Origin of the sequence: Achromobacter sp. Bel (genome assembly GCF_012928505.1) — a bacterium.
GTDB lineage: Bacteria > Pseudomonadota > Gammaproteobacteria > Burkholderiales > Burkholderiaceae_B > Achromobacter.
The window spans coordinates 1-20224 of sequence record NZ_JABBJN010000004.1 but is presented as its reverse complement, the minus strand read 5'-3'; the positions used below and the strand labels follow the sequence as shown (position 1 = coordinate 20224).

The window sequence follows — 20224 nt, the reverse complement described above, 5'->3', positions numbered from 1 at the left end:
AATCGTTATTCGTACTATTGATGACATGAATCTATCTGCCGTCGACCTGAACCTGCTGGTTGCCTTCGAAGCCCTGTACGAAACGCGCAACGTGACCTTGGCCGGGCAGCGCATCCACCGCGCCCAGCCTTCGGTCAGCAGCGCGCTCAACCGCCTGCGCCGTGTCTTCAATGACGAGCTTTTCGTGCGCACCGCCGACGGCATGCAGCCCACCGACCACGCCGTGGCCCTGATGCCCGCCATCAGCAGCGCGCTGGACCAGATTCGCCGCGCCCTGGCGCAAGGTGCGGGCTTCGACCCGGCCGCCGCCGACGGCCGCCGCTTCACGCTGGCTGCCAGCGACTACGCCGACGTCGTGCTGGTGCCGCACATCGTTGCCCGGCTGCGGCGCCAGGCGCCCGCGGCCGATCTGCGGGTGGCCCGGCTGGACCGCGCCACCGTCTATGAACAGCTGGATAACGGCAGCGTGGACATCGCCATCGGCGGCCACCTCACCGCGCCCAAGCGCATGCGCGTCACGCCCTTGTATGAAGAATCGTTCGTCTGCATCGCCGACAAGCAGCACCCGGGCCTGCGCGGCCGCAAGCTGACCCTGGACCGCTATGTGGCGCTTCCCCACGCGCTGTTCGTGCCCAGTGATGATGGCTCGGCGCGTGGCGTGGTCGACGCCAGCCTGGCGCGGCTGGGCCGCAAGCGCCGCGTCGCCTGCACATTCGCGCATATCGTCGCCTTGCCGCACGCGGTGGTCGGCACGGATCTGATCGCCACGCTGGCACGCCGGGCGGCGCTGCGATTGGCCGGACAAGCGCTCAGCCTGCGGCCCTTGCCGCCTGAAGTGGACCCGGGCCCCTTCGGCATCGACATGGTCAGCAGCCGCCGAGCGCCGGCGGATGCCGCCCTGGCCTGGCTGCAGGGGCTGATCCAGCGTGCGGTCAAAGACCTGACGGATTGAGCCCGGCGGGCGGGCGGCCCGGGGGCTTTATTCGACGCCCGAGAAAAACGCGCACTGGCCCGGGTAGCCGGGCCGCGCATCGCAGGCCTTCAGGCATCCGGGTTTGCCGCCCGGGAAGCTGGCGGCCACCGACATCCCGAAGCCATACGTCGGCGTCGTCACGTCGAAGCGGCTTTCGCATACCGTCTTCGCGCTGTAGGCGAACGTCATGCCCTCACGCCGGCCATTGATGGCAAACGCGACCTGAAAGCTGTTCATGCTGTTCCACCCCGGCCGCGGCAGCACAACGAAGCGGTAGCGGGTGGCATCCAGGCGTTCGCCAAAGATTTTCAGTTGCGCGGACGTCGTCCGGGTCGTGGGCGACGGGTACGGCAAGGCCAACAGTGCCCGCGGGTCTCCCAGCACGCCCAGGTCGAATCCCAGGCCCTTCTGATAGAAAGGCACGTCCAGGCTGGGATAGCCGGCATACTCCACCCGCTTGACCTTCGACCCGAACTCGTTCGTCCTGGGCTCGTAGTCGGGCGCTCGCGCAAACGTCACGTCAAGCGTCAGCGCCACATCCGCCGGCTTGGCGTCTTCGGACCGGACATGTTTTTCGTACACGTCGGGCGAGCTTGCACACCCGGCAAGCGCCGCGGCACCCGCAAGGGCCAGCCCGCGCAGAGCCTGGAACACAGGCGTACGCATCACGTCATCGCTCCTGGCGGGGTGGAACCGGCAGGGGAACCGCCTTCAGGCCCTGCCCCACGAATTGCCAGCCGTCCTTGCCTTCCTGCCATCGAAAATTCCTGTTGATCCATTCGGCCTTCATGTTGGCGTAGAGCCTGCGCTGGTCAATGCGCTTGCCTTCGTCCAGCGCCTTGCGCGCCAGTTCAGAACTCCCTTGCGAAGCGGGCTTGAAGGCAGTGATCTGCATCGCCTTGGTGAACGGCACGCTGGCATACGGGCCTTCGTCCGCTTTGCTTAACCGGATCTCGTTATCCAGCAGCAACGCGCCATGGCGATTGTCCGGCGACACCGACACCAGAAGGGGAATGGAACGCTGATATTCCTTCGGCAAGGCATGCTCGAACCACAGCACCTGCCCCGTGGACGTGACCAGCGCGCGCGACCCCGCAGTGAACAGCAGCAGGTCCTGCCGCCCGGGCTGCGCCAGGCCCATGTCCGGGTCGCGCGTGTCGACGGTCGGGCTCAACACGCGCGCAAGCGGCGTGTCGTTCTGCACGGCGATCAGTATCGTACCCACGCCCATGAAATCGTTGGACACCGCCAGCAGCATCGGCTGGCCCTCTTGAGTCGGGCCCAACGCTTTCACGGAGATGAATTCGTAGGCGTTCAACGGCCGGTAGGCCTTGCCGCGATACTTGATCTGCCGCAGCGTGGACGCCGGATAGCCTTCCAGCTCAAAGGCGCCGCCAAGCGGCTCGGTGGCCTTCAGGTAAGTCGGCGCGGGTGTGGGCGCTGACGCCTGCGCATGGGCGGCAACCGGCATCCACAAGGCCAACCCCAGTACGACGCCAGCGCACGCCTGAGCGCGCCGGTTAAGCGTCAGAACGGTTCTACGCAAATGAAGCAAGGCATCCTTGGCGGACAGCGCCGCATGAAAGTGGTGCCCGCATTCTAGGCCAAGCCGGCTGCCCGCGCTGCCTGGCCTATGCGCCTGGCAGACGCACGATGCAATCCGCGTTGACCGCCTTCACGTCCACCACGCCCAGCAGCCCCATGTTGCGTCGGACCTCTTCCACGATCAGGCCGATGGCGTGGGCCACGCCGCGCTGCCCCGCCACCGCCGCCGCATAGTTGAAAGGCCGGCCCACGAAGACGCAACGGGCACCCAGCGCCATGGCCTTCAGCACGTCCGACCCGCGCCGCACGCCGCTGTCCAGCATCACGTCCATGCCACCGGCAGCGTCCACCACCGCCGGCAAGGCCTGCAAAGGCGACATGCTGCCGTCCAGTTGCCGGCCGCCATGATTCGACACGATCACGCCGTCCATGCCCTGTGCGCGGGCCGTGCGCGCATCGTCGGGATGCAGGATGCCCTTGATCACCATCTGCCCCTTCCAGCGGCGGCGGATGGCCGACACATGCTGCCAGTTCAGATGCCCCCGGTCGGAAAAATCGCGCAGCACATTGGCGGACAGGATCGGCGCGCCGCGCGTCGCATAGTTGTTCTCGAAATGCGGCATGCCATGGCGCCACAGCGTGCGCAGGAAGGTGCCGAACAACCAGCGCGGATGCGTCAGCCCCTGCCAGGCCAAGCCCGCGCTGGGCCGCAGCGGCGTCGAAAAGCCCGCGCGCACATTGTTCTCGCGATTGGCGGCCACCGGCGTATCCACCGTCAGCACCAGCGTCGTCACCCCGGCCGCCGCCACGCGGTCGATCAAGGCCGCGATCTGCGCGTCGTCGCCCGGCAGGTACGCCTGGAACCACGTGCCCGGCGCCGCTTGCATGACTTCCTCCAGCCGGATCAGCGACGACCCGCTCATGATGCAGGGCACGTCCGCGTCCGCCGCCGCGCGGGCCAGCACGATGTCGCCGCGGTAGCTGGACAGGGCCGAAATGCCCATCGGCGCGACGCCGACCGGCGCCGCGTATGCGCGGCCCAGCACGGTCGCCCGCGTACTGCGTTGGGATACATCCACCAGCACCTTGGGCCGGAAACCATACTGGGCGAACGCCTGCCGGTTGCCGCGCTCGGACTGCCCGTCTTCCACCGCCCCGGACACATAGGCGTAGATCGGCTTGGGCAATCGCTGCTTCGCAGCCGCCTCGAAATCATGCAGGCTGAGCAAATGGCGCAGGGGGTCGGGCATGGGTGGGGGCTCCTCGCGGCGGTCGGCCGGCCTGTGCAGGGGCCGCCGCGCTGTTGTCATGGGAATGGCGGTTGACTATAGGCGCGGCGCCATTTTGAATAAAGTGACTTTATCGATATTGGTTATTACACTTTTATTCGCCCTCGACTCGATTTTCCGCTACTGCCCACCGCCATGACGCTTAAGCAACTTGAAGCCTTCTACTGGGCCGCCACCTGCAAGAACTTCGCCATTGCCGCCAACCGGCTGAATATCTCGGTGTCGTCGCTGTCCAAGCGCATCGGCGAACTGGAAGCGTCCATCGGCGCGGACCTGTTCAGCCGTAGCGCGCGCAGTGCCACGCTGACCGCCCTGGGCGAACAACTGGTGCCCCACGCCAAGGACCTGCTGCGCAACGCCGACCAATTCATGCAGCAAGCCAGCAACAACCTGACGTATTCCGGGCGGTGCCGGTTTGGCGCGGGAGAACTCACGTCCATCACCTGGATGCCCCGGCTGATCGAAGAAATCCAGCGCGCGCATCCCAATCTGCTGGTGGAACCGTACGTGGGCGTGGGCGAACTGGTGGAGCGCGGGCTGGAAGAAGGCGATCTGGATTTCGCCGTGATCGCAGGCCCGTCGTCGCGCGCGTCCATCGCATCGCACCTGATCGGCAGCGCTGACTTCGAATGGGTGGCGTCCTCCCGCGCGGTGCCCGATCCGGCGGCGCTGACCCCGGCCGACCTGCCGGGGCTGACCTTGATCACGCAGCCACAAAGCTCCGGCGTGATCCGCATGCTGGACGACTGGCTGACTGAACAAGGCATATCGCCCGGCCGCACCCAATGCTGCAACAGCTGGGGCGCCATCGCCGGCATGTTGCGCCAGGGCCTGGGGCTGGGTTTCCTGCCCACCGCCTGGGCGCGCATCCTGATCCAGCGCGGCGATCTGCACCGCCTGCCGGGGCTCGCGCCCCTGCGCCCCCTGCCCTACACCTTCCAGTGGCGGCGCGACGACACGCGACCCATGCTGGAAAGCCTGCGCGTGCTGGCGCAGGACGCGCTGGATTTCGAGGCCCCGGCTGGAATGGTCTGAGCGGGCCAACTGTTTACTAAAAGTCGCCCTTAACTCCGAAAATTATTCGCTTTATCTCCGGTTTTGGCACGAGTAGAGTCGCCTCAAAAGACACCATGCCTATACGGAGACAACACGCAATGCCGGATTTCGGTTCCTCTCAGCAAGACTTCCCCAAACGTCTGTGCCGGCTCGACCTGTGGCTGAACCCGGTGTTCGACCAGCTTATCGACGCCGAACCGGGCATCGGCTTGTCGGTGCTGCCGGCGCGCGGCGACGATGCGCGCACGTTGGCCGGCCTGAAGACCGCCCACGCCTATCACGTGTCCGCCGCCCGCGATGAACTGCCCCGCCAATGGTTCGTGAATGCGGAACTGATTTCGCAATGCCCGGATCTGGTGTGCGTGTCTTCGGGCGGCGCGGGCTACGACACGGTCGACGTGCCGGCCTGCACGGCCGCCGGCATCGCCGTGGTGAATCAGGCGGGCGGCAACGCCGCGTCGGTCGCCGAACACACGTATGCGCTGCTGCTGGCGGTGCAGCGCCGCGTCGTCGAATCGCATCAACGCTTGCGCCACGACACCGGCTTTTCCCGTGAAGACCTGATGGGCCACGAGATCCATGGCACGGTGATCGGCCTGGTGGGCATCGGACAAATCGGCACACGGGTCGCCCGCATCGCGCAAGGCTTTGGCATGCGGGTGATTGCGCATGACCCGCTGCTGGACGCCGACACCATCCGCAGCCGCGGCGCAGAACCCGTCGGGCTGGCCGAGCTGCTGGCGCAATCGGACGTGGTGTCGCTGCATTGCCCGCTGGACGCGTCCACACGCGGCCTGATCGATGGGCACGCCTTCGCCGCCATGAAACCGGGCGCCGTATTCATCTCGACCGCGCGCGGCGGCATCCATGACGAAGCCGCCCTGTATGACGCCTTGCAGGGCGGGCACCTGCGCGGCGCCGGCCTGGACGTCTGGCAGCAGGAACCGCCTTCGCGCGATGCGCCGTTGCTGGGGCTGCCCAACGTGGTGGCCACCTTCCACACCGCAGGCGTCACCCACGAGGCCCGACGCAACGTCGCGCAATCGTCCGCGACCCAGCTGATCGCGATGCTGCGCGGCGAGCGCCCCCCGCAGCTGCTCAACCCCGAAGTCTGGCCCGTCGCCGCCGCACGCATCGCCAAACTGAAATAACGCAGTGCCCGCAACGCCACCCCGGCGTTGCCCCCTGAAAAAACAGCGCGGCACCAAGCCGCCGACCCATCCCCGAGGAGACACCATGCAACACCCCAACAAGCGCCGCATGCTGCGCGCACTGGCCGCGTCCGCCGCCCTGCTGTCGGGCGCCGCCCTTTTTGGCGGCAGCGCCCAGGCCGCCGGCTACCCGGAGCGCCCCATCAACCTGATCGTGTCCTACGGCCCCGGTGGCGGCACTGACCTGGTGGCCCGCATGATGGCGCCGTTCCTGCAGAAATACCTGGGCAACGACGCCCGCATCGTGGTGCTGAACCGACCGGGCGCGGGCGGCGCCATCGGTTTCACCGAACTGGCGCGCGCCCAGCCCGACGGCTACACCATCGGCTTCATCAACACGCCCAACCTGCTGACGATTCCCATCGAACGCAAGTCCAACTTCACGTGGCAAAGCTATGACTTGCTGGGTAATCTGATCGACGATCCCGGCGCCTTCACCGTGCGCAGCGACAACGAACTGAAGACGCTGGCCGACCTGTCGGCGTACGCCAAGAAAAACCCCGGCAAGGTCACGGTGGGCACGACAGGCACGGGGTCGGACGACCATCTGGCGATGCTGCGGTTCGAACGGGCGTCAAGCACGAAGCTCAGCCACATTCCCTATAAGGGCGCCGGCGAAGTACGCGGCGCGCTGGCGGGCGGCGAAATCATGATCGGCGCAATCAACGTCGGCGAGGCGCTCCAGTACCAGAAAGGCGGCACGCCGTTGCGTTTCCTTGGACAAATGGGCAAGACGCGCTCGGCGGCGCTGCCCGACGTGCCCACCTTCAAGGAACAGGGTTATGACTTTGAACTGGCGTCCTTGCGCGGCCTGGCCGCCCCCAAGGGACTGGCGGCAGAGGTGCGCGGCAAGCTCGTCGACGCGGTCAAGCGCACGGTGGACGATCCGGAATTCCAGGCGAAAGCCAAAGAGATGTTCGCCCCGCTGCGCTACCTGGCCCCCGCCGACTACGCGCGTGAATTGACGGCCGGCGAGGCGGAATTCCAAACGCTGTGGAAGGAAGCGCCCTGGCTGGACAAATAAGCCGCGAGCGGTCCGACCAGGCCTGGGCCTGGGCCTGGGCCTGGGCCTGGGCCTGGGCCTGGGCCTGGGCCTGGGCCGCCAGCGATTATTGCGCCTTGACGTCTTCGCCCGGGTAACCGTCGATATAGGCGCGGCCCGAGCAGCGCACCATGGCCACGCAAGCCGGTGCGCCCGTCTTGGCCGTGCAAGTGGAGCGCGACGCCTCGCGCGCCGACGTCGCATCGGTGTTCACCGCCGTGAATCGCGTGCCGCGGCCTTCGCTGCCCTTGACCCAGGCCATGCCCACGCAGCTGTCCTTGTAGGTCAACAGCTTGCGGCAGTCCTTGCAGTCTTCCCACTTCAAGAGCGTGGTGACTGCCTCGTCTTCGGTGGGATAGCCGTCCGCGTAGAGCATGCCGCCATCGCCGTTTTCAGCCACGGCGCCCCAATAACCTCGGCTGTCCATCTTGGCCGACAGCGCTTCCACGTCGGCGGGCTTGGCGCGCTTCGGGGCCGCGAGGTCTTCGGCGCTGTAGGCCGGGCCCGCGCACAACGGCATCGTGGTCAACCGGCACTTGCCGTCCGGGCTGGCTGCCGTGCAGCGGCGCATGGCCTTTTTGGCCGCCATTTCCGGCGACACGCTGTTGCCCGGAAACAGATCCTGGCGCGAATTGCGGGCATAGACCATGCAGCTGTCCCAGAACGTGGTCAGCACTTTGCATTCTTTGCCGCCCGCCCGCTTGCACTCGGCGATCGCCCCCATATCGGCCCACTGCTTCGTCTTTTCCGGCATTACCCAATAAATCTTGTCGTGCTTGCCGTCGGTGGCAACGCCGCCATAGACCGTATCAGCATGCGCCGCAGGAGAGGCCAGGCCCGCCACCAAAGCAAGAGCGGCGAACGCAGCACGGATCAGGGGAAGGAATCGGGCAGACATCATCGTCGGAGTCAGGGATCGAGTGGAGAGCGGGGACGATCTTAGCAAGAAGCTCCCCTGGTCTGTCCCCCTGTGAATATCGCCCGTCGGCATATTACGTAACAAATTTCACATCCGGCGAAGGGCTACTGGCCCCTTTTTCCGGTAAAAATGTCGAACTTTTCCGAAAGCAGACCGACAGCGGCGGGCGCATGCGCTACCCGACGGCGCCAGCGGCGAAGACAGCCCTCGGTCACGAAAAGAAACAAACGCGTTGAGCCACCTTGATCCGCCACGGAGCATCGACAGCACGCCATGAAGTCGCCCCAGCCCTCCCCGATTCGCCGCAAGCCGCTCTGGCGCGCAGCCAGCCTGATTGCCGCCGCCGCCAGCCTTGCCGGCTGCGCGCCGATGCCGACGGGCGGCAGTTCCGCGCTGCCCTCGTTGGGCAATGTGTTCAAGTCGGGCCTGTCGTTCTCTCCCAGCGTGAACGTCGCCAAGAACATGGAAGGCCGCTCGATCAATGACGCCATCGCGGCCCTGGGCGAACCGTCCAGGACGCGTACGGTGGGCAACACCGTCGAGCTGGAGTGGTCCGACTATCAGACCGCGCCCTACACGGAATGGGTCACCACCGGCTCCAGCCAGCAGGTGGTCGGCATGATCCCCGCCACCAACACCACCGCCGCCACGCCGGTCTTCCAGACCAACACGACCGGCCATTACCAGAACCGGTCGCGCGTCTATGAATGCAAGGTGCTGATGCAGATGCAGAACAGCGTCATCGTCAGTTCCAGCGTCGACGGCAACGTGTGCCCGGAGTTCATTGCCGCATTGCGCAAGTGGGCAGGTGAAAACGAGGCGAACAACTACGTCGTGAAGTAAGCGGCGGGATCAGCCCTTGGCGGCTTCCGGCAATTTCGCGATCACCTTGATCTCGAAGTCAAAGCCATACAGCCACGTCACGCCCACGGCGGTCAGGGTCGGATGCGGCGCCTCGCCCCAGTATTCCGGCACCACCTGCCAGATGGCTTCGAACTGGGACGCGGGGTCGACCATGAAGACCGTCACGTCGACGATATCGTCGAACGTGCCACCGGCCGCTTTCAAGATGGCGTTCAGATTGTCGAACGCCCGGCGGACCTGCGTTTGAAGGTCCGGTTCGGGCGATCCGTCCTCGCGGCTGCCCACCTGCCCCGACACAAACAGGAAACCATTGGACCGGATCGCCGGCGAATACCGGTTGCGTTCGTAAAGCGCCTGGCGGCCCGGGGGAAAAACGACGTCGCGTGCAGTCATCAGTAAGCTCCATCAATGGGCCGAAAACGGCCCGTCATTAACCATGGCTTCACTGTAAAGACCGGGCCGGGCGCGATAAATGGGCAACGTTGTCCATCACTGTTTGTAGAATCCAAACAATCCGTACACCCCCTGGAGCCGGCATGGACCGATTCGATGCGATGCAAGCATTCGCCCGCGTGGTGGAGGCCGGCAGCTTCACCAAGGCGGCGCAAACGCTGCACATGAGCAAGACCAGCGTCACGCAACTGGTACAGCAGCTGGAGGCGCGCCTGCGCGTCAAACTGCTGAACCGCACTACGCGCCGCGTCGCGGTCACTGCGGACGGCGCGGCTTATTACGAACGCGTCGTCAAACTGCTGGCCGACATGGACGATGCCGAAACCGGCTTGTCCGCCGCTTCGGCCGCGCCCCGGGGCCGCTTGCGGGTGGACGTGCCCAGCCCGCTGGCCCGCATGATCCTGATCCCCGCCCTGCCCGCGTTCCACGCGCGCTATCCCGACATCCAGTTGGACATGGGCGTCAGCGACCGCATCGTGGATATCCTCGGCGAGAACGTGGATTGCGTGGTGCGCGGCGGCGAGATCACCGACCAGTCGCTGATGGCGCGCCGCGTGGCCGACCTGCGGTTGGGTGTCTACGCCGCCCCCGCCTATCTGGAACGCGCCGGCCTGCCGGCGCACCCGCAAGAGCTGGAAGACACGCATCACCGGATCGTCGGTTACCTGTGGTCGCGCATCGGCCGCGCGTTCCCCTACGCCATGCGCCGCGGCGACGAAAGCATCAACGTGCACGGACGCTATGTGCTGGCGGTGGACGACGGCAATGCGTATCTGGCCGCGGGATTGGCAGGGTTGGGCGTGCTGTGGCTGCCCGATTACATGGCCCGGCCATACCTGGCGCGCAGCGAACTGGTACCGCTGTTTGAAGACTGGCGCCTGGACCCGATGCCGCTAACCATCGCCTTCCCGCCTAACCGGCACGTCAGCGCCAAGCTGCGCCTGTTCATCGACTGGGTGGCGGAACTGATGGGGCCATACGCGCCATGACCGCCACACCCCCGGCATTACCGAGCGCCCTGCACGCCTCTCTACGGCCGATTCAGCCGAACGACGCCACGGCGTGGTCGGCGTATTTGAACCAGCCCGGCGTCATTGAACATACCAGCTGGGGCGATATCAGTCCGGCCGCTCTCGCGACACTCATCGAGGGTTACGCTGAAGACGGGGACGCGCTGCGCTGGGCCATCGTGGACGCAAACGGCAAGCTTTTGGGCACAGTCGGTTTGAACGAAATCGCTCGCGCGCATGGAAGAGCTGAACTAGCCTATGACCTGGATCCGCGTTACCAGGGCCGCGGCTTGGCCACGCACGCCGCGCGTGCCGTGGTGAATTGGGCGCACGATGCCCTGGGCCTCCAGCGCATCCAGGCCACGGTCCTTGATAGCAACGCCCCGTCCATTGCGGTCCTGGATCGGATAGGGATGCAGCGCGAGGGCGTGCTGCATCAGTACCGCAAGGTCCGCGGCCAGCCACGTGACTATTGGATGTACGCGGCGGTTCAGGCCCGCCCAGGCACAACCGCTCCGACCATTACCGCATGAGGCAACGCGACACCGGAGTTCCATATGGCCCTGAAGCACGCGAATCCGCTGGACGTCATCGACCTGTTTCATCGGCCGAGCCTGGAGCCTGCCCCGCCGGTCAGCGTCAGTCTGCTGCGCACGACCGAACTGCAGATCATCCGGCTCGTGCTGCCCGCCGGGCACCGGATGCCCTCGCATCATGTCCAGGGTGTCGTGACGCTCCAGTGCCTTGAAGGACAGGTCGACATCGATGCGTCAGGGGGCCGGTGCACCCTGACCGAAGGCCAGTTGGTGATGCTCCCCGGTGATGAACCCCACAGCCTGTATGCCGACGTTCCGGCGATCGTGCTCCTGACGTTGATACACCCGCTTTCCGGTAAATGGCGTCCTAGAAAAGACTAGGCGCGACGTGTAGCGCCTTGGCGAACACGCGACTCGCCTAGCCGTGAAGTCGTCACCTGGCGAAAATGATGCGTCCACAGGCGTCAGGCTACGGGCTTCGCGAGAATCTGCGAGGCGAGCTCGGATAGCGGCTTGCCGCCCAGATGGTGCAGCAAGGCACTTTCGCCTTCACGCAACGCGTCCGCGACCCACTGGTTCGCGACGCGCTCAACGGGGCATGCAGGATTGTCGTCCGCCGGTCCAATGGCAAAGACGGAGCCATGGGCGATGGCTTCATAGACATCCCGCGCGGTGATGGTGTCCAACCCTTTAGCCAACGTCCAACCGCCATGTCGCCCGCCCGAGGACGCGACCATGCCGGCGGTGCGCAGCGCCGCCATGGTCCGGCGCACCACGACCTCATTGGTGTGCAGCATCTGGGCCAGCGTTCCCGACGTGGTCGTGCCGCCACGCAAATGCATGTGAATCAGCACGTGCAGCAAACGGGCAAGGCGTGTGTCGTAGGCCATGGAAGCGGATAACCGTAACTTAAACTGTTACGGTATTATAGCGGCATCCGACTCTTTCTGTGGGCGCACCAAATGACAGACTTTGAAACTCGCGATGTGAACGTCAACGGCATCACGCTACGTGTTGCCGCCCAGGGCGAAGGCCCGCTTGTGTTGCTGTGCCACGGCTTTCCCGAGACCTCTTATGCCTGGCGCCACCAGATGCCCGCGTTGGCCAAGGCGGGTTTTCGCGCAATCGCCCCGGACTTGCGCGGCTACGGCGCCAGCGAAAGCCCGCTGGACGCGGCCGCCTTCACAACCCTGGACGTCATCGGAGATCTCGTCGCGCTGATCGATCGCGAGGGCGCAAAGGACGCCGTGATCGTGGGCGGCGATTGGGGCGCCAACATCGCATGGCAAGCGGCACAGTTGCGGCCAGACCGCTTTCGGGCGGTCGCCGCGCTGGGCGTCCCCATAATGGGCAGGCCCCCAATCGCGCCCAGCCGCCTGTTCCCCAAAACAGAATCAGCCATGTTCTATACGCACTACTTCAATCAGCCGGGCGTGGCCGAACGGGAATTCGAACGCGACATCGGCGCGACATTGCGCGCGATCTACTTCGCGGCCTCCGGCGACGCCGGGCCGCGCGACGACCCGAGCACCCCCAATCCATTCGGCATGGTGGCCAATGGGCGCGGCCTGCTCGATTCCCTACCCCTTCCCGCCACAATGCCGGCATGGCTTACCCCGTCGGACCTGGACGTCTTCATTCAGGGCTACCAGACCAGCGGCTTTCGCGGCGGGCTGAATTACTACCGGAATCTGGACCGAAATTGGGCGCTGCAAGCGGCCCTGGACGGCAAGAAAGTGGACGTGCCCGCCCTGTATCTTGTGGGCGAACGCGACACGGGGCTGGCGATCCCCGGCATGGACCAGATCATCGACGCCATGCCCGGCCTGGTTCCCCGATTGCGCACGACCGCCATCATTCCCGGCGCGGGGCATTGGCTACAGCAGGAGGCGCCCCAGGAAGTCAATGACGCGCTCATTGATTTCCTGCGGGGGTTGTGAGGACGTCAGGCGGTTCGTATTGACATATCGGGAAATACCGATACAATCATGCCATGGAACTGCTCGACATCTTCAAAGCCCTCTCAAACCGTACACGCCTCGACATATTGAAGGGGTTGAAGGACCCTGCGAAGCACTTTCCTCCGCAGGATGAAGGGGATGTGCACACCGTGGGCGTCTGCGTCAGCAGTATCCAGGAAGGCGTCGGGCTGTCGCAATCGACGGTGTCTGACTATCTTGCCACCCTGCAACGGGCCGGCCTGGTCGAAGCCAAGCGCATCGGCCAGTGGACCTACTACAAGCGTAACGAAGCCACCATCAGCGCACTTGCCGAGATCATCGGGAAAGAGCTGTGATTTTTGCCGCACGGCATGGCATTTCCATTCATCCGTTTTTTTAACCGTAAATATCGATATTTCCCGATATCCCTTTTTAACGAAACGAGAAATTGCAATGAAAGCGATGACACTTCAGTCCTTTGGCGGCCCCGCCTCGTTCGCGCTGCGCGACGTACCCACGCCCGTGCCGCACGCGGGCCAGGTCCTGGTCCGGGTACACGCCACCTCCATCAATCCCCTGGATTACCAGATCCGGCGCGGTGATTATTCCGACTTGGTGCCCCTGCCCGCCATTACCGGCCATGACGTGTCCGGCGTGGTCGAAGCCGTGGGACCGGGAGTAACGGCTTTTTCTCCTGGAGACGCCGTCTGGTACACGCCACAGATATTCGATGGGCCAGGAAGCTATGCCGAATACCACGTTGCCGCCGAGAGCATTGTGGGGAAGAAGCCTGCCTCGTTAAGCCACCTTGAAGCGGCAAGCCTGACCTTGGTGGGCGGAACCGCGTGGGAAGCGCTGGTCGTGCGCGCGGCGCTGCGGGTCGGCGAAAGCATCCTGGTGCACGGCGGCGCGGGAGGCGTCGGCCATGTCGCAATACAGCTGGCCAAGGCCATGGGGGCACGGGTGTTCACCACGGTGCGCGCGGCAAACTTCGAGTTCGCACGCAGGATGGGCGCCGATGTGGCCATCGATTACGAAAACGAGGATTACGTCGACGCCATCCTGCGCGAAACCGGCGGCCGCGGCGTCGATGTCGTGTTTGACACCATCGGCGGCGACACCTTGTCGCGCAGCCCCGATGCCCTGGCCCAGCTTGGCCGCGTCGTCTCGATCGTGGACATCGCGCAGCCGCAAAATCTCGTCCAGGCGTGGGGCAAGAACGCAAGCTACCACTTCGTCTTCACCCGGCAGAACCGAGGCAAGCTTGATGAGTTGAGCGCATTGGTCGATCGCGGACAGTTGCGCCCGCACGTCGGCGCGGTCTATTCGCTTGCCGACATTGCGTTGGCCCATGCCCGGCTCGAGACGCCCAACAACGGTGTTCAAGGAAAAATCGCGATCGCCGTCGTGCCGTTAGCTGACTAAAGAACGGTGTCAGGCTCCGGTTTTCGCCGCCGAAACCGTAGTCTGACACCGTTTTGCCGCCTGTCCAGCCCCCCTCAATACCGCCAGCGCACGTTCAACGACCCCGCATGTTCGCGGTTGCCCCCGCCGTACTGTCCGCTGTAGTTCAAGCCCACGGACGCGTTGCGCGACACTGCCACTTCGGCCCCTAACTCGGCCAACGCCGCATTGCGGGCGATAGGCGAGCCCGACACGGTAAATGCCTGGCCGCCGTCAAACGCCATGTGCGTTTGCGGCAACACGTCGCCAAACGCATGGCGCCAGCCCAGCGTCGCCTGCAAGCGCCCTTCGGCCCCGGCCAGCGTGAAGTCCGTCTGCGCGCGCATGCCCAGCGTGCTGGTGGTTTGCTGGTTGTTGCTGCTTTGGCCGCGCAGCGCCGCCGAGCCGCCGGATTCGGAGAAACTGCGCGTGCGCAGGTCGCTCCAGGCCAGGCCCGCGAAGGGTTCGATCGTTGCACGGTCGGCCAAGGGCAAGGCATAGCCTAGTTCGGTGAAAAGCTGGGTGGTGCTGGCGCCGTAGTCGGCGGTCAGCGTTTGCGAGGCGCCTGCCACCGTGGCGGAGCGCTCCGTGCTCACGTCGTGCCAGGTGTAGGAGGTGCCGACCAGCCAGTTCAACTTTCCTGCGCCCGCTTTGAAGGCCTTGCCGCCATAGATGGCTGCGCTGTAGCCGGACACGTCGGCCTGCGACGCACGGTCATCCACCCGGATCTTGCTGTCGGTGTAACCGACGGCCCCGCCCACCCGCCAGCCCTCGCCCACGGCATGGTCGGCGCCAGCGAAGACGCCGCCGATGTGTTGACGGACTTGCGCGGTGTTGCCAGTGGCTTTCTGCGTTTGCCAGTTGCCGACGAGCTCTGCCCAGGCGGGCTGCGCGTTCGACGACGGCAAGGCAGACGCGGACAGTGTGCCGCCTGCCTGCGCCGTCGGTGCGCCGGGACGCATGCCCGCGTTCAGATTGGCGCGCAGGTAAGACAGCGGCAGCGTGCGCGTGGTACTGCTGGCGCCCATCAGGCTGGAGGCGACGCTGGCATGCGCTTCACCGGACAGGCTGTTGAACACCGCCGGCGGTGCGCCATTGGGCAAGGTCAGGATGAACTCTTGCAGCGCATTGCCCGAGGGCAGCGTTTCCAGCGCATTGGCGACGGCGCGCTGGTTGGCGGTTTGCGCGGCGTCCGCAAAGGTGATCGGGCGCGTGCCCGGGTCCACGGGGTCGACGGGGTTCACGGGAACCTGCTTGCGACCCAGTTGCAGCATGACGTCCTGTGCGCCGTAGCGCAATGCGGGATCCAGATATGCATAGTTCGACGACACGTTGTCGAACTGGCCGTTGATGGCGCCCGCGCTCAGGATCGTGTACTGGCGCGTGGTGTCAAAGCCCCCTTCCGGTCCGACGTGGACCACGGAACCCGCCAGATTGGCGACGCCGCTGACGGCCACGCGGGCGCTGGCGGACGATGCCGGGTCGGCGGCCACTTGATAGACGGAACCCGGCATGAACGTCAGGTCGCCCGCCACGTTCAAGGCGCCCGCGACATTGCCCGGCGCCAGGGTGGCACCGTTTTGCAGCGTGGTCGAACCCACTTGGCCCGCGCCTTGCAACAGCGTGCCGTTGGCCAGCGTCAACGTGCCGCCCAGCTTGCCCGTCGATGCGACATTCAACGCGCCTGCCTGCACCAGCAGGCTACCGGTGTAGGCGCTGCCGTCACCCGACACCGTCAACATGCCGTCGCCCGTCTTGGCCAGATCGCCGTTGCCGGTGACGGATCCGTTCAGGCCGAAGTTCGTGCCGGATGCCACCGCGATACGGCTGGTTTGGGCCAGCATGACGCCGCGGACGGTATCGAAGCTGGCGCTGGTGGACAGCGTGCCGCCGTTCAACGTAAGACCGCCTGCCGCGGCGCCCAGGTTGGCGTCCCGGGAGACCGACAAGGTTCCCGCGCGCACCTCCGTACCGCCGGTGTAGGTGTTGTCGCCGGTCAGCACCAGCGTGCCGAAGTCGGTCTTGGCCAGCTTGCTGGCGCCCGTCAGGCGGGCGGCGATGGTACCGGTCATGCCTGCGTCGGCCGAGGATCCCGATCCCACCCGGATGATGCTCTCGCCACCCGCGCCTTGCAGGGCGATGGCATCGCCTTCAATGCGGTAGCCGTCGGTGGCAATCTGCATGCCCGTGACGCCGATGGCCCCGGCCGAGGTGTCCACCCTGACCGTGCCGGCCGTGCCCTGGAAAACGGCAAACGTCGGCTTGGGTTGGAAGACGCCGTTCAACGTGCCGTCCACGTTGGCCCAGTTGCGGCCATCGGCGCGCCACGTGCCCGACCCGCCGTCAATGGCGCCGTTGTCATGGCCGGCAGCGTTGCCGCCGTCCCAGAAGCTCAACGTTGCGCCGGATGTCGAGGCCAGATTGACCTGGCCGCCGACTGCGGTTTGCAGGGTCAACGCACTGCCGGAGACGCCGGCGGGCGTGGTGCCGATGGCCAAGCCATGGTTCGTGAGGCTGCCGCCGTAGTCGAACAGGCGATAAACCCCCGCGCCGAAGCCGCCCTGATCCGTGATGTTCAGGCTGCCGGCCAACGTCAGGTTGTCTGCCACCGAAAACAAGGCGGTGCTGGGCGCATTGCCCAGTTCCACGTTCACTTGGCTTGCGCTGGACAGCGACAGGTTGCCGCCAAACACCAGCGTCTGACCTTGCACGCCTTCGAGTACGCCGCCAGTCAACGTGGCGTTGCCGTTGATACGGCCGGCGCCCGAGAGTATGCCCGCGCCGCTTGCCGTGACGTCGCCGCCCAGAACGCCGTCCGTATGCAGGCGACCGCCCGTGACCGACGCCGAGCCGCCCAGCTTGTCCGACACCCACAGCATGCCGGATTGAACCTGCGTCCGGCCCGCAAAGCCGCTGTTGTCGCCCAGCAGTTGCAACATGCCCGCGCCGGTCTTCGTAAGCTGGCCTGCGCCCGCCAGCACGCCACTGAACGAGGTGCTGCTGGCTTGATTGAAGCGCACCTCGGCGCCCGCGGCGATCGTGGTGTTGCTGGTGTAGCGGCCGGCGCTGACGGCCAGCGTGCCCGCATCGACGCGCCAGTCTTGCGCGTTGACGCCGGTCAGCGTCAACACGCCCACCCCTTGCTTGGCCATCGTGCCCGTGCCCGACACATAACCCGCGTAGGTCGCGTCGGTCGCCTGGTTGAACACGACCGCGCCGAGGTTCAGCAGATCCCCGCGGATCGACCCCGCATGGCCCACCAGCGTGCCGGCCAGCACTTGCGTGTTGCCATAGGTGTTGGCGCCCGACAGCGTCAAGGTGCCGGTGCCGAGCTTTTGCAGGTTGCCCGTGCCGCCGATGCTCCCTTGCAAACCCAGCGTGGTGCCTGCCACGACGTTGATATCAGCGGTTTGCGCCAGCGTTACGGCACGCGCCGAATCAAAGCTGGCCGTGGTGGCAAGCGCGCCGCCGTTCAACGTCAACGCGCCTGCTGATGCCCCCAGGTTGGCGTCGGACGACACGGACAACGTGCCCGTGCGAATTTCGGTGCCGCCCGTATAGGTGTTGTTGCCCGCCAGCACCAGCGTGCCGTAATCGGCCTTCACCAGCATGCTGGCGCCTGTCAGGCGGGAGGCAATGGTGCCAGAGGTCGCCGCGCCCGACGCATTGCCCGAACCCACGCGCAGAATGGTTTCCGCGCCGCCCGCAAGTTCAATCGAATCCCCCTCAACGCGATAGCCGTTCGACGTCATCTGCATGCCCGTCACGCCAACGCCGCCTGCCGACGCGTCTACCGCCACGATGCCGGACGCGCCTTGGAACACGGCGTAGGTCGGGTTGGGCTGGAAACGGCCGTTTAGCGTGCCGTCCTCGTTGGTCCAGTTCAGCCCGTCGGTGCGCCACGTGCCCGAGCCGCCATCAATGATGCCGTTGTCGCGTTGCGCAGCATTGCCGCCGTCCCAGAAACTGAGCGTGGCGCCCGTGGAGGACATCAGGTTGACCTGCCCGTTGACGGCGGTCTGGATTCGCAGGTCATTGGCCATGACGCCCGTGGGCGCGGTACCGATGGCCACCGTGTTGGACGTCAGTGCGCCGCGATAATCGAACAAGCGGTAGATGCCTGCGCCGAAGGCACCTTGATCGGTGATGTTCAGCGTGCCGGCCAAAGCCAGGTCGCCGCCCACATCGAATAACGTATTGGACCCGGCTCGGCCCAGCGCCACGTTGACCCGGCTGGCGTTGTCCAGGGTAAGGTTGCCGCCTATCTTCAGCGTGCTGCCTTGCGTGCCTTGCAGCACACCGCCCGTCAGCGTGACATTCTGGCCGACGGTGCCGGTGCCTGACAGGACGACGTTGTGGCCGATGGCCGCATTGCCGCTCAAGGTACCCGTCACATGCAGGCGGCCATTGGACACTTCCGCGTTGCCACCCAGCGTGTTGGCCACGACCAGCGTGCCGCTCGAGACACGCGTCGTGCCGGCAAAGGCGCCGTTGTCCGCATTCAGGCGCAATGCGCCCGCGCCGGTCTTCTCGAAGGTGCCGCTACCGGAAATTTTGCCGGCATAGTCGGCATCGGTGGCCTGATCAAAACGCAACGTGCCTGCGGCGCCGATCGTGGCGTTGGCGGTGTACCGGGTCACGTCGCTTGCGAGCGTGCCGGCTTCGATGTTCCAGTTCAGCGTGTTCAGGCCATTCAGGGTCAGGATGCCCGCCCCGCGTTTCACGATGGCGCCGGTGCCGATCATCTGGCCGGACACGCTGTCGTCCCACGTTTGATCGAAAATGACCGTGCCATCGTTTTGCAGATCGCCACGGATCGACGCGCTGTCGCCGATGAGCGTGCCGGCCTGCACGCGCGTGTTGCCATAGGTATTGGCGCCAGTCAGCGCCAGCGTGCCGGCGCCTTGCTTGATCAGGGCGCCCGCGCCCGATACCGTGCCCGTCAGGCCCAGCTGCGTGCCCGTCGCGACGTTGATGGCGCCGTCTTGCATCAAGGAGATATTGCGAGTCGTGTTGAAGCTGGCGGTCGTAGCCAGCGAGCCGCCGGCCATCGCCACGCCGGTGTTGGCCGCACCCAGGTTGTTGTCGGCGGAGACCGACAAGGTACCGAACTGAATGTCGGTGCCACCGGTATACGTGTTGTCGCCCGTCAGGGTCAGCATGCCGGCGTCGGTTTTTACCAGTTTGCTGGCGCCCGTCAGGCGGGCGGCAATGGTGCTGGCCATGCCTGCATCCGCTGTCGATCCCGATCCCACGCGGATGATGCTCTCGCCACCCGCGCCTTGCAGGGCAATGGCATCGCCTTCAATGCGGTAGCCGTCGGTGGCAATCTGCATGCCCGTGACGCCGATGGCCCCGGCCGAGGTGTCCACCCTGACCGTGCCGGCCGTGCCCTGGAAGACGGCATATGTCGGATTGGGCTGGAAGCGGCCGTTCAACGTGCCGTCTGCGTTGGCCCAGTTGCGGTCGTCGGCGCTCCACGTGCCCGAGCCGCCGTCAATGGCGCCGTTGTCGTGGCCGGCGGTGTTGCCGCCGTCCCAGAAGCCCAATGTTGCGCCGGCTGTCGAGGCCAGGTTGACCTGGCCGATGACTGCGGTTTGCAGGGTCAACGCGCTGGCGGCAACGCCGGCGGGCGTGGTGCCGATGGCCAAGCCCTGGTTCGTCAGGCTGCCGCCGTAGTCGAACAGGCGATAAACCCCCGCGCCGAAGCCACCTTGATCCGTGATGTTCAGGCTGCCAGCCAACGTCAAGTTGTCCGCCACCGAAAACAAGGCGGTGCTGGATGCATTGCCCAGTTCCACATTCACTTGGCTTGCGCTGGACAGCGACAGGTCGCCGCCAAACACCAGCGTCTGACCTTGCACGCCTTCGAGTACGCCGCCAGTCAGCGTGGCGTTGCCGTTGATACGGCCGGCGCCCGAGAGTATGCCCGCGCCGCTTGCC

18 protein-coding genes are annotated in these 20224 nt (G+C 65.7%); 11 read left to right on the top strand and 7 right to left on the bottom strand.

Annotation, left to right across the window (positions count from 1 at the left end; translation table 11 throughout):
- Positions 1-25 precede the first annotated feature (25 nt).
- On the top strand, positions 26-952 hold the full coding sequence (locus tag HG262_RS03715) for a LysR family transcriptional regulator (protein ID WP_169269766.1): 927 nt from the start codon (positions 26-28) through the stop codon (positions 950-952).
- 27 nt (positions 953-979) lie between these two features.
- Here HG262_RS03715 and HG262_RS03710 read toward each other — a convergent pair whose 3' ends face one another.
- From HG262_RS03710 to HG262_RS03700, 3 genes are all read right to left on the bottom strand, one after another.
- Positions 980-1639, bottom strand: a complete 660-nt coding sequence (locus HG262_RS03710) for a hypothetical protein (RefSeq protein ID WP_211186953.1) — start codon at positions 1637-1639, stop codon at positions 980-982.
- Between the two features lie 4 nt (positions 1640-1643).
- Entirely contained in the window at positions 1644-2519 is an 876-nt protein-coding gene (locus tag HG262_RS03705; RefSeq protein ID WP_248293222.1) for a hypothetical protein, read from the bottom strand.
- Between the two features lie 85 nt (positions 2520-2604).
- On the bottom strand, positions 2605-3768 hold the full coding sequence (locus tag HG262_RS03700) for an alpha-hydroxy acid oxidase (RefSeq protein ID WP_248293221.1): 1164 nt from the start codon (positions 3766-3768) through the stop codon (positions 2605-2607).
- A 174-nt stretch (positions 3769-3942) separates the two neighbouring features.
- Between HG262_RS03700 and HG262_RS03695 the strand changes: the two genes are divergently transcribed.
- The 3 genes from HG262_RS03695 (at position 3943) to HG262_RS03685 (ending at position 7098) form a co-directional block, all read left to right on the top strand.
- Entirely contained in the window at positions 3943-4842 is a 900-nt protein-coding gene (locus tag HG262_RS03695) for a LysR family transcriptional regulator (RefSeq protein ID WP_169269764.1), read from the top strand.
- Between the two features lie 119 nt (positions 4843-4961).
- Entirely contained in the window at positions 4962-6014 is a 1053-nt protein-coding gene (locus HG262_RS03690) for a hydroxyacid dehydrogenase (RefSeq protein ID WP_169269763.1), read from the top strand.
- Positions 6015-6099: 85 nt separating this feature from the next.
- A complete protein-coding gene (locus HG262_RS03685; protein WP_169269762.1) occupies positions 6100-7098 on the top strand; it encodes a tripartite tricarboxylate transporter substrate binding protein in 999 nt (332 codons plus the stop codon).
- Between the two features lie 85 nt (positions 7099-7183).
- Here HG262_RS03685 and HG262_RS03680 read toward each other — a convergent pair whose 3' ends face one another.
- Positions 7184-8017: a DUF4189 domain-containing protein gene (locus HG262_RS03680; protein WP_169269761.1), complete on the bottom strand. Its 834-nt coding sequence runs from the start codon at positions 8015-8017 to the stop codon at positions 7184-7186.
- Positions 8018-8308: 291 nt separating this feature from the next.
- Here HG262_RS03680 and HG262_RS03675 point away from each other — a divergent pair, with 291 nt between their 5' ends.
- A complete protein-coding gene (locus HG262_RS03675; protein WP_169269760.1) occupies positions 8309-8878 on the top strand; it encodes a hypothetical protein in 570 nt (189 codons plus the stop codon).
- Between the two features lie 9 nt (positions 8879-8887).
- Here HG262_RS03675 and HG262_RS03670 read toward each other — a convergent pair whose 3' ends face one another.
- Entirely contained in the window at positions 8888-9292 is a 405-nt protein-coding gene (locus HG262_RS03670) for a RidA family protein (protein WP_169269759.1), read from the bottom strand.
- 143 nt (positions 9293-9435) lie between these two features.
- On the opposite strand from HG262_RS03670, the gene HG262_RS03665 reads away from it, so the two are divergent.
- The 3 genes from HG262_RS03665 to HG262_RS03655 are packed head-to-tail and all read left to right on the top strand — an operon-like array spanning position 9436 to position 11279.
- The gene (locus tag HG262_RS03665) at positions 9436-10341 is read left to right on the top strand and encodes a LysR family transcriptional regulator (RefSeq protein ID WP_169269758.1); all 906 of its coding nucleotides are present in this window, start codon (positions 9436-9438) and stop codon (positions 10339-10341) included.
- Positions 10338-10895 carry a GNAT family protein gene (locus HG262_RS03660; RefSeq protein ID WP_169269757.1) on the top strand — a complete coding sequence of 186 codons (558 nt, stop codon included), beginning with the start codon at positions 10338-10340 and terminating at the stop codon, positions 10893-10895. Before HG262_RS03665 ends, HG262_RS03660 begins: the two co-directional genes overlap by 4 nt.
- 24 nt (positions 10896-10919) lie before the next feature.
- A complete protein-coding gene (locus HG262_RS03655) occupies positions 10920-11279 on the top strand; it encodes an AraC family ligand binding domain-containing protein (RefSeq protein WP_169269756.1) in 360 nt (119 codons plus the stop codon).
- An 83-nt stretch (positions 11280-11362) separates the two neighbouring features.
- On the opposite strand, the gene HG262_RS03650 is transcribed toward HG262_RS03655, so the two are convergent.
- Positions 11363-11788, bottom strand: coding sequence for an Rrf2 family transcriptional regulator (locus tag HG262_RS03650; RefSeq protein WP_169269755.1), 426 nt, complete (start codon positions 11786-11788; stop codon positions 11363-11365).
- 72 nt (positions 11789-11860) lie between these two features.
- Here HG262_RS03650 and HG262_RS03645 point away from each other — a divergent pair, with 72 nt between their 5' ends.
- The 3 genes from HG262_RS03645 to HG262_RS03635 all read left to right on the top strand — a co-directional run bounded on the left by HG262_RS03645 (position 11861) and on the right by HG262_RS03635 (position 14263).
- Entirely contained in the window at positions 11861-12838 is a 978-nt protein-coding gene (locus HG262_RS03645) for an alpha/beta hydrolase (RefSeq protein WP_169269754.1), read from the top strand.
- A 53-nt stretch (positions 12839-12891) separates the two neighbouring features.
- Entirely contained in the window at positions 12892-13194 is a 303-nt protein-coding gene (locus tag HG262_RS03640; RefSeq protein ID WP_169269753.1) for a metalloregulator ArsR/SmtB family transcription factor, read from the top strand.
- A 97-nt stretch (positions 13195-13291) separates the two neighbouring features.
- Positions 13292-14263 (top strand): zinc-dependent alcohol dehydrogenase family protein, encoded by a 972-nt coding sequence (locus HG262_RS03635; RefSeq protein ID WP_169269752.1) that lies wholly within the window; start codon positions 13292-13294, stop codon positions 14261-14263.
- Positions 14264-14337: 74 nt separating this feature from the next.
- Here the strand turns inward: HG262_RS03635 and HG262_RS03630 are convergent.
- On the bottom strand, positions 14338-20224 hold a 5887-nt coding region (locus tag HG262_RS03630), incomplete at its 5' end, for an autotransporter domain-containing protein (RefSeq protein WP_169269751.1).

Bases quoted from the DNA above. Each gene is read 5' to 3' on its own strand.
- HG262_RS03710 (WP_211186953.1), bottom strand. From the start codon at position 1,639: ATGCGTACGCCTGTGTTCCAGGCTCTGCGCGGGCTGGCCCTTGCGGGT.
- HG262_RS03680 (WP_169269761.1), bottom strand. From the start codon at position 8,017: ATGATGTCTGCCCGATTCCTTCCCCTGATCCGTGCTGCGTTCGCCGCT.
- HG262_RS03640 (WP_169269753.1), top strand. From the start codon at position 12,892: ATGGAACTGCTCGACATCTTCAAAGCCCTCTCAAACCGTACACGCCTC.
- HG262_RS03675 (WP_169269760.1), top strand. From the start codon at position 8,309: ATGAAGTCGCCCCAGCCCTCCCCGATTCGCCGCAAGCCGCTCTGGCGC.
- HG262_RS03650 (WP_169269755.1), bottom strand. From the start codon at position 11,788: ATGGCCTACGACACACGCCTTGCCCGTTTGCTGCACGTGCTGATTCAC.
- HG262_RS03715 (WP_169269766.1), top strand. From the start codon at position 26: ATGAATCTATCTGCCGTCGACCTGAACCTGCTGGTTGCCTTCGAAGCC.
- HG262_RS03670 (WP_169269759.1), bottom strand. From the start codon at position 9,292: ATGACTGCACGCGACGTCGTTTTTCCCCCGGGCCGCCAGGCGCTTTAC.
- HG262_RS03655 (WP_169269756.1), top strand. From the start codon at position 10,920: ATGGCCCTGAAGCACGCGAATCCGCTGGACGTCATCGACCTGTTTCAT.
- HG262_RS03665 (WP_169269758.1), top strand. From the start codon at position 9,436: ATGGACCGATTCGATGCGATGCAAGCATTCGCCCGCGTGGTGGAGGCC.
- HG262_RS03700 (WP_248293221.1), bottom strand. From the start codon at position 3,768: ATGCCCGACCCCCTGCGCCATTTGCTCAGCCTGCATGATTTCGAGGCG.
- HG262_RS03685 (WP_169269762.1), top strand. From the start codon at position 6,100: ATGCAACACCCCAACAAGCGCCGCATGCTGCGCGCACTGGCCGCGTCC.
- HG262_RS03645 (WP_169269754.1), top strand. From the start codon at position 11,861: ATGACAGACTTTGAAACTCGCGATGTGAACGTCAACGGCATCACGCTA.
- HG262_RS03690 (WP_169269763.1), top strand. From the start codon at position 4,962: ATGCCGGATTTCGGTTCCTCTCAGCAAGACTTCCCCAAACGTCTGTGC.
- HG262_RS03660 (WP_169269757.1), top strand. From the start codon at position 10,338: ATGACCGCCACACCCCCGGCATTACCGAGCGCCCTGCACGCCTCTCTA.
- HG262_RS03635 (WP_169269752.1), top strand. From the start codon at position 13,292: ATGAAAGCGATGACACTTCAGTCCTTTGGCGGCCCCGCCTCGTTCGCG.
- HG262_RS03695 (WP_169269764.1), top strand. From the start codon at position 3,943: ATGACGCTTAAGCAACTTGAAGCCTTCTACTGGGCCGCCACCTGCAAG.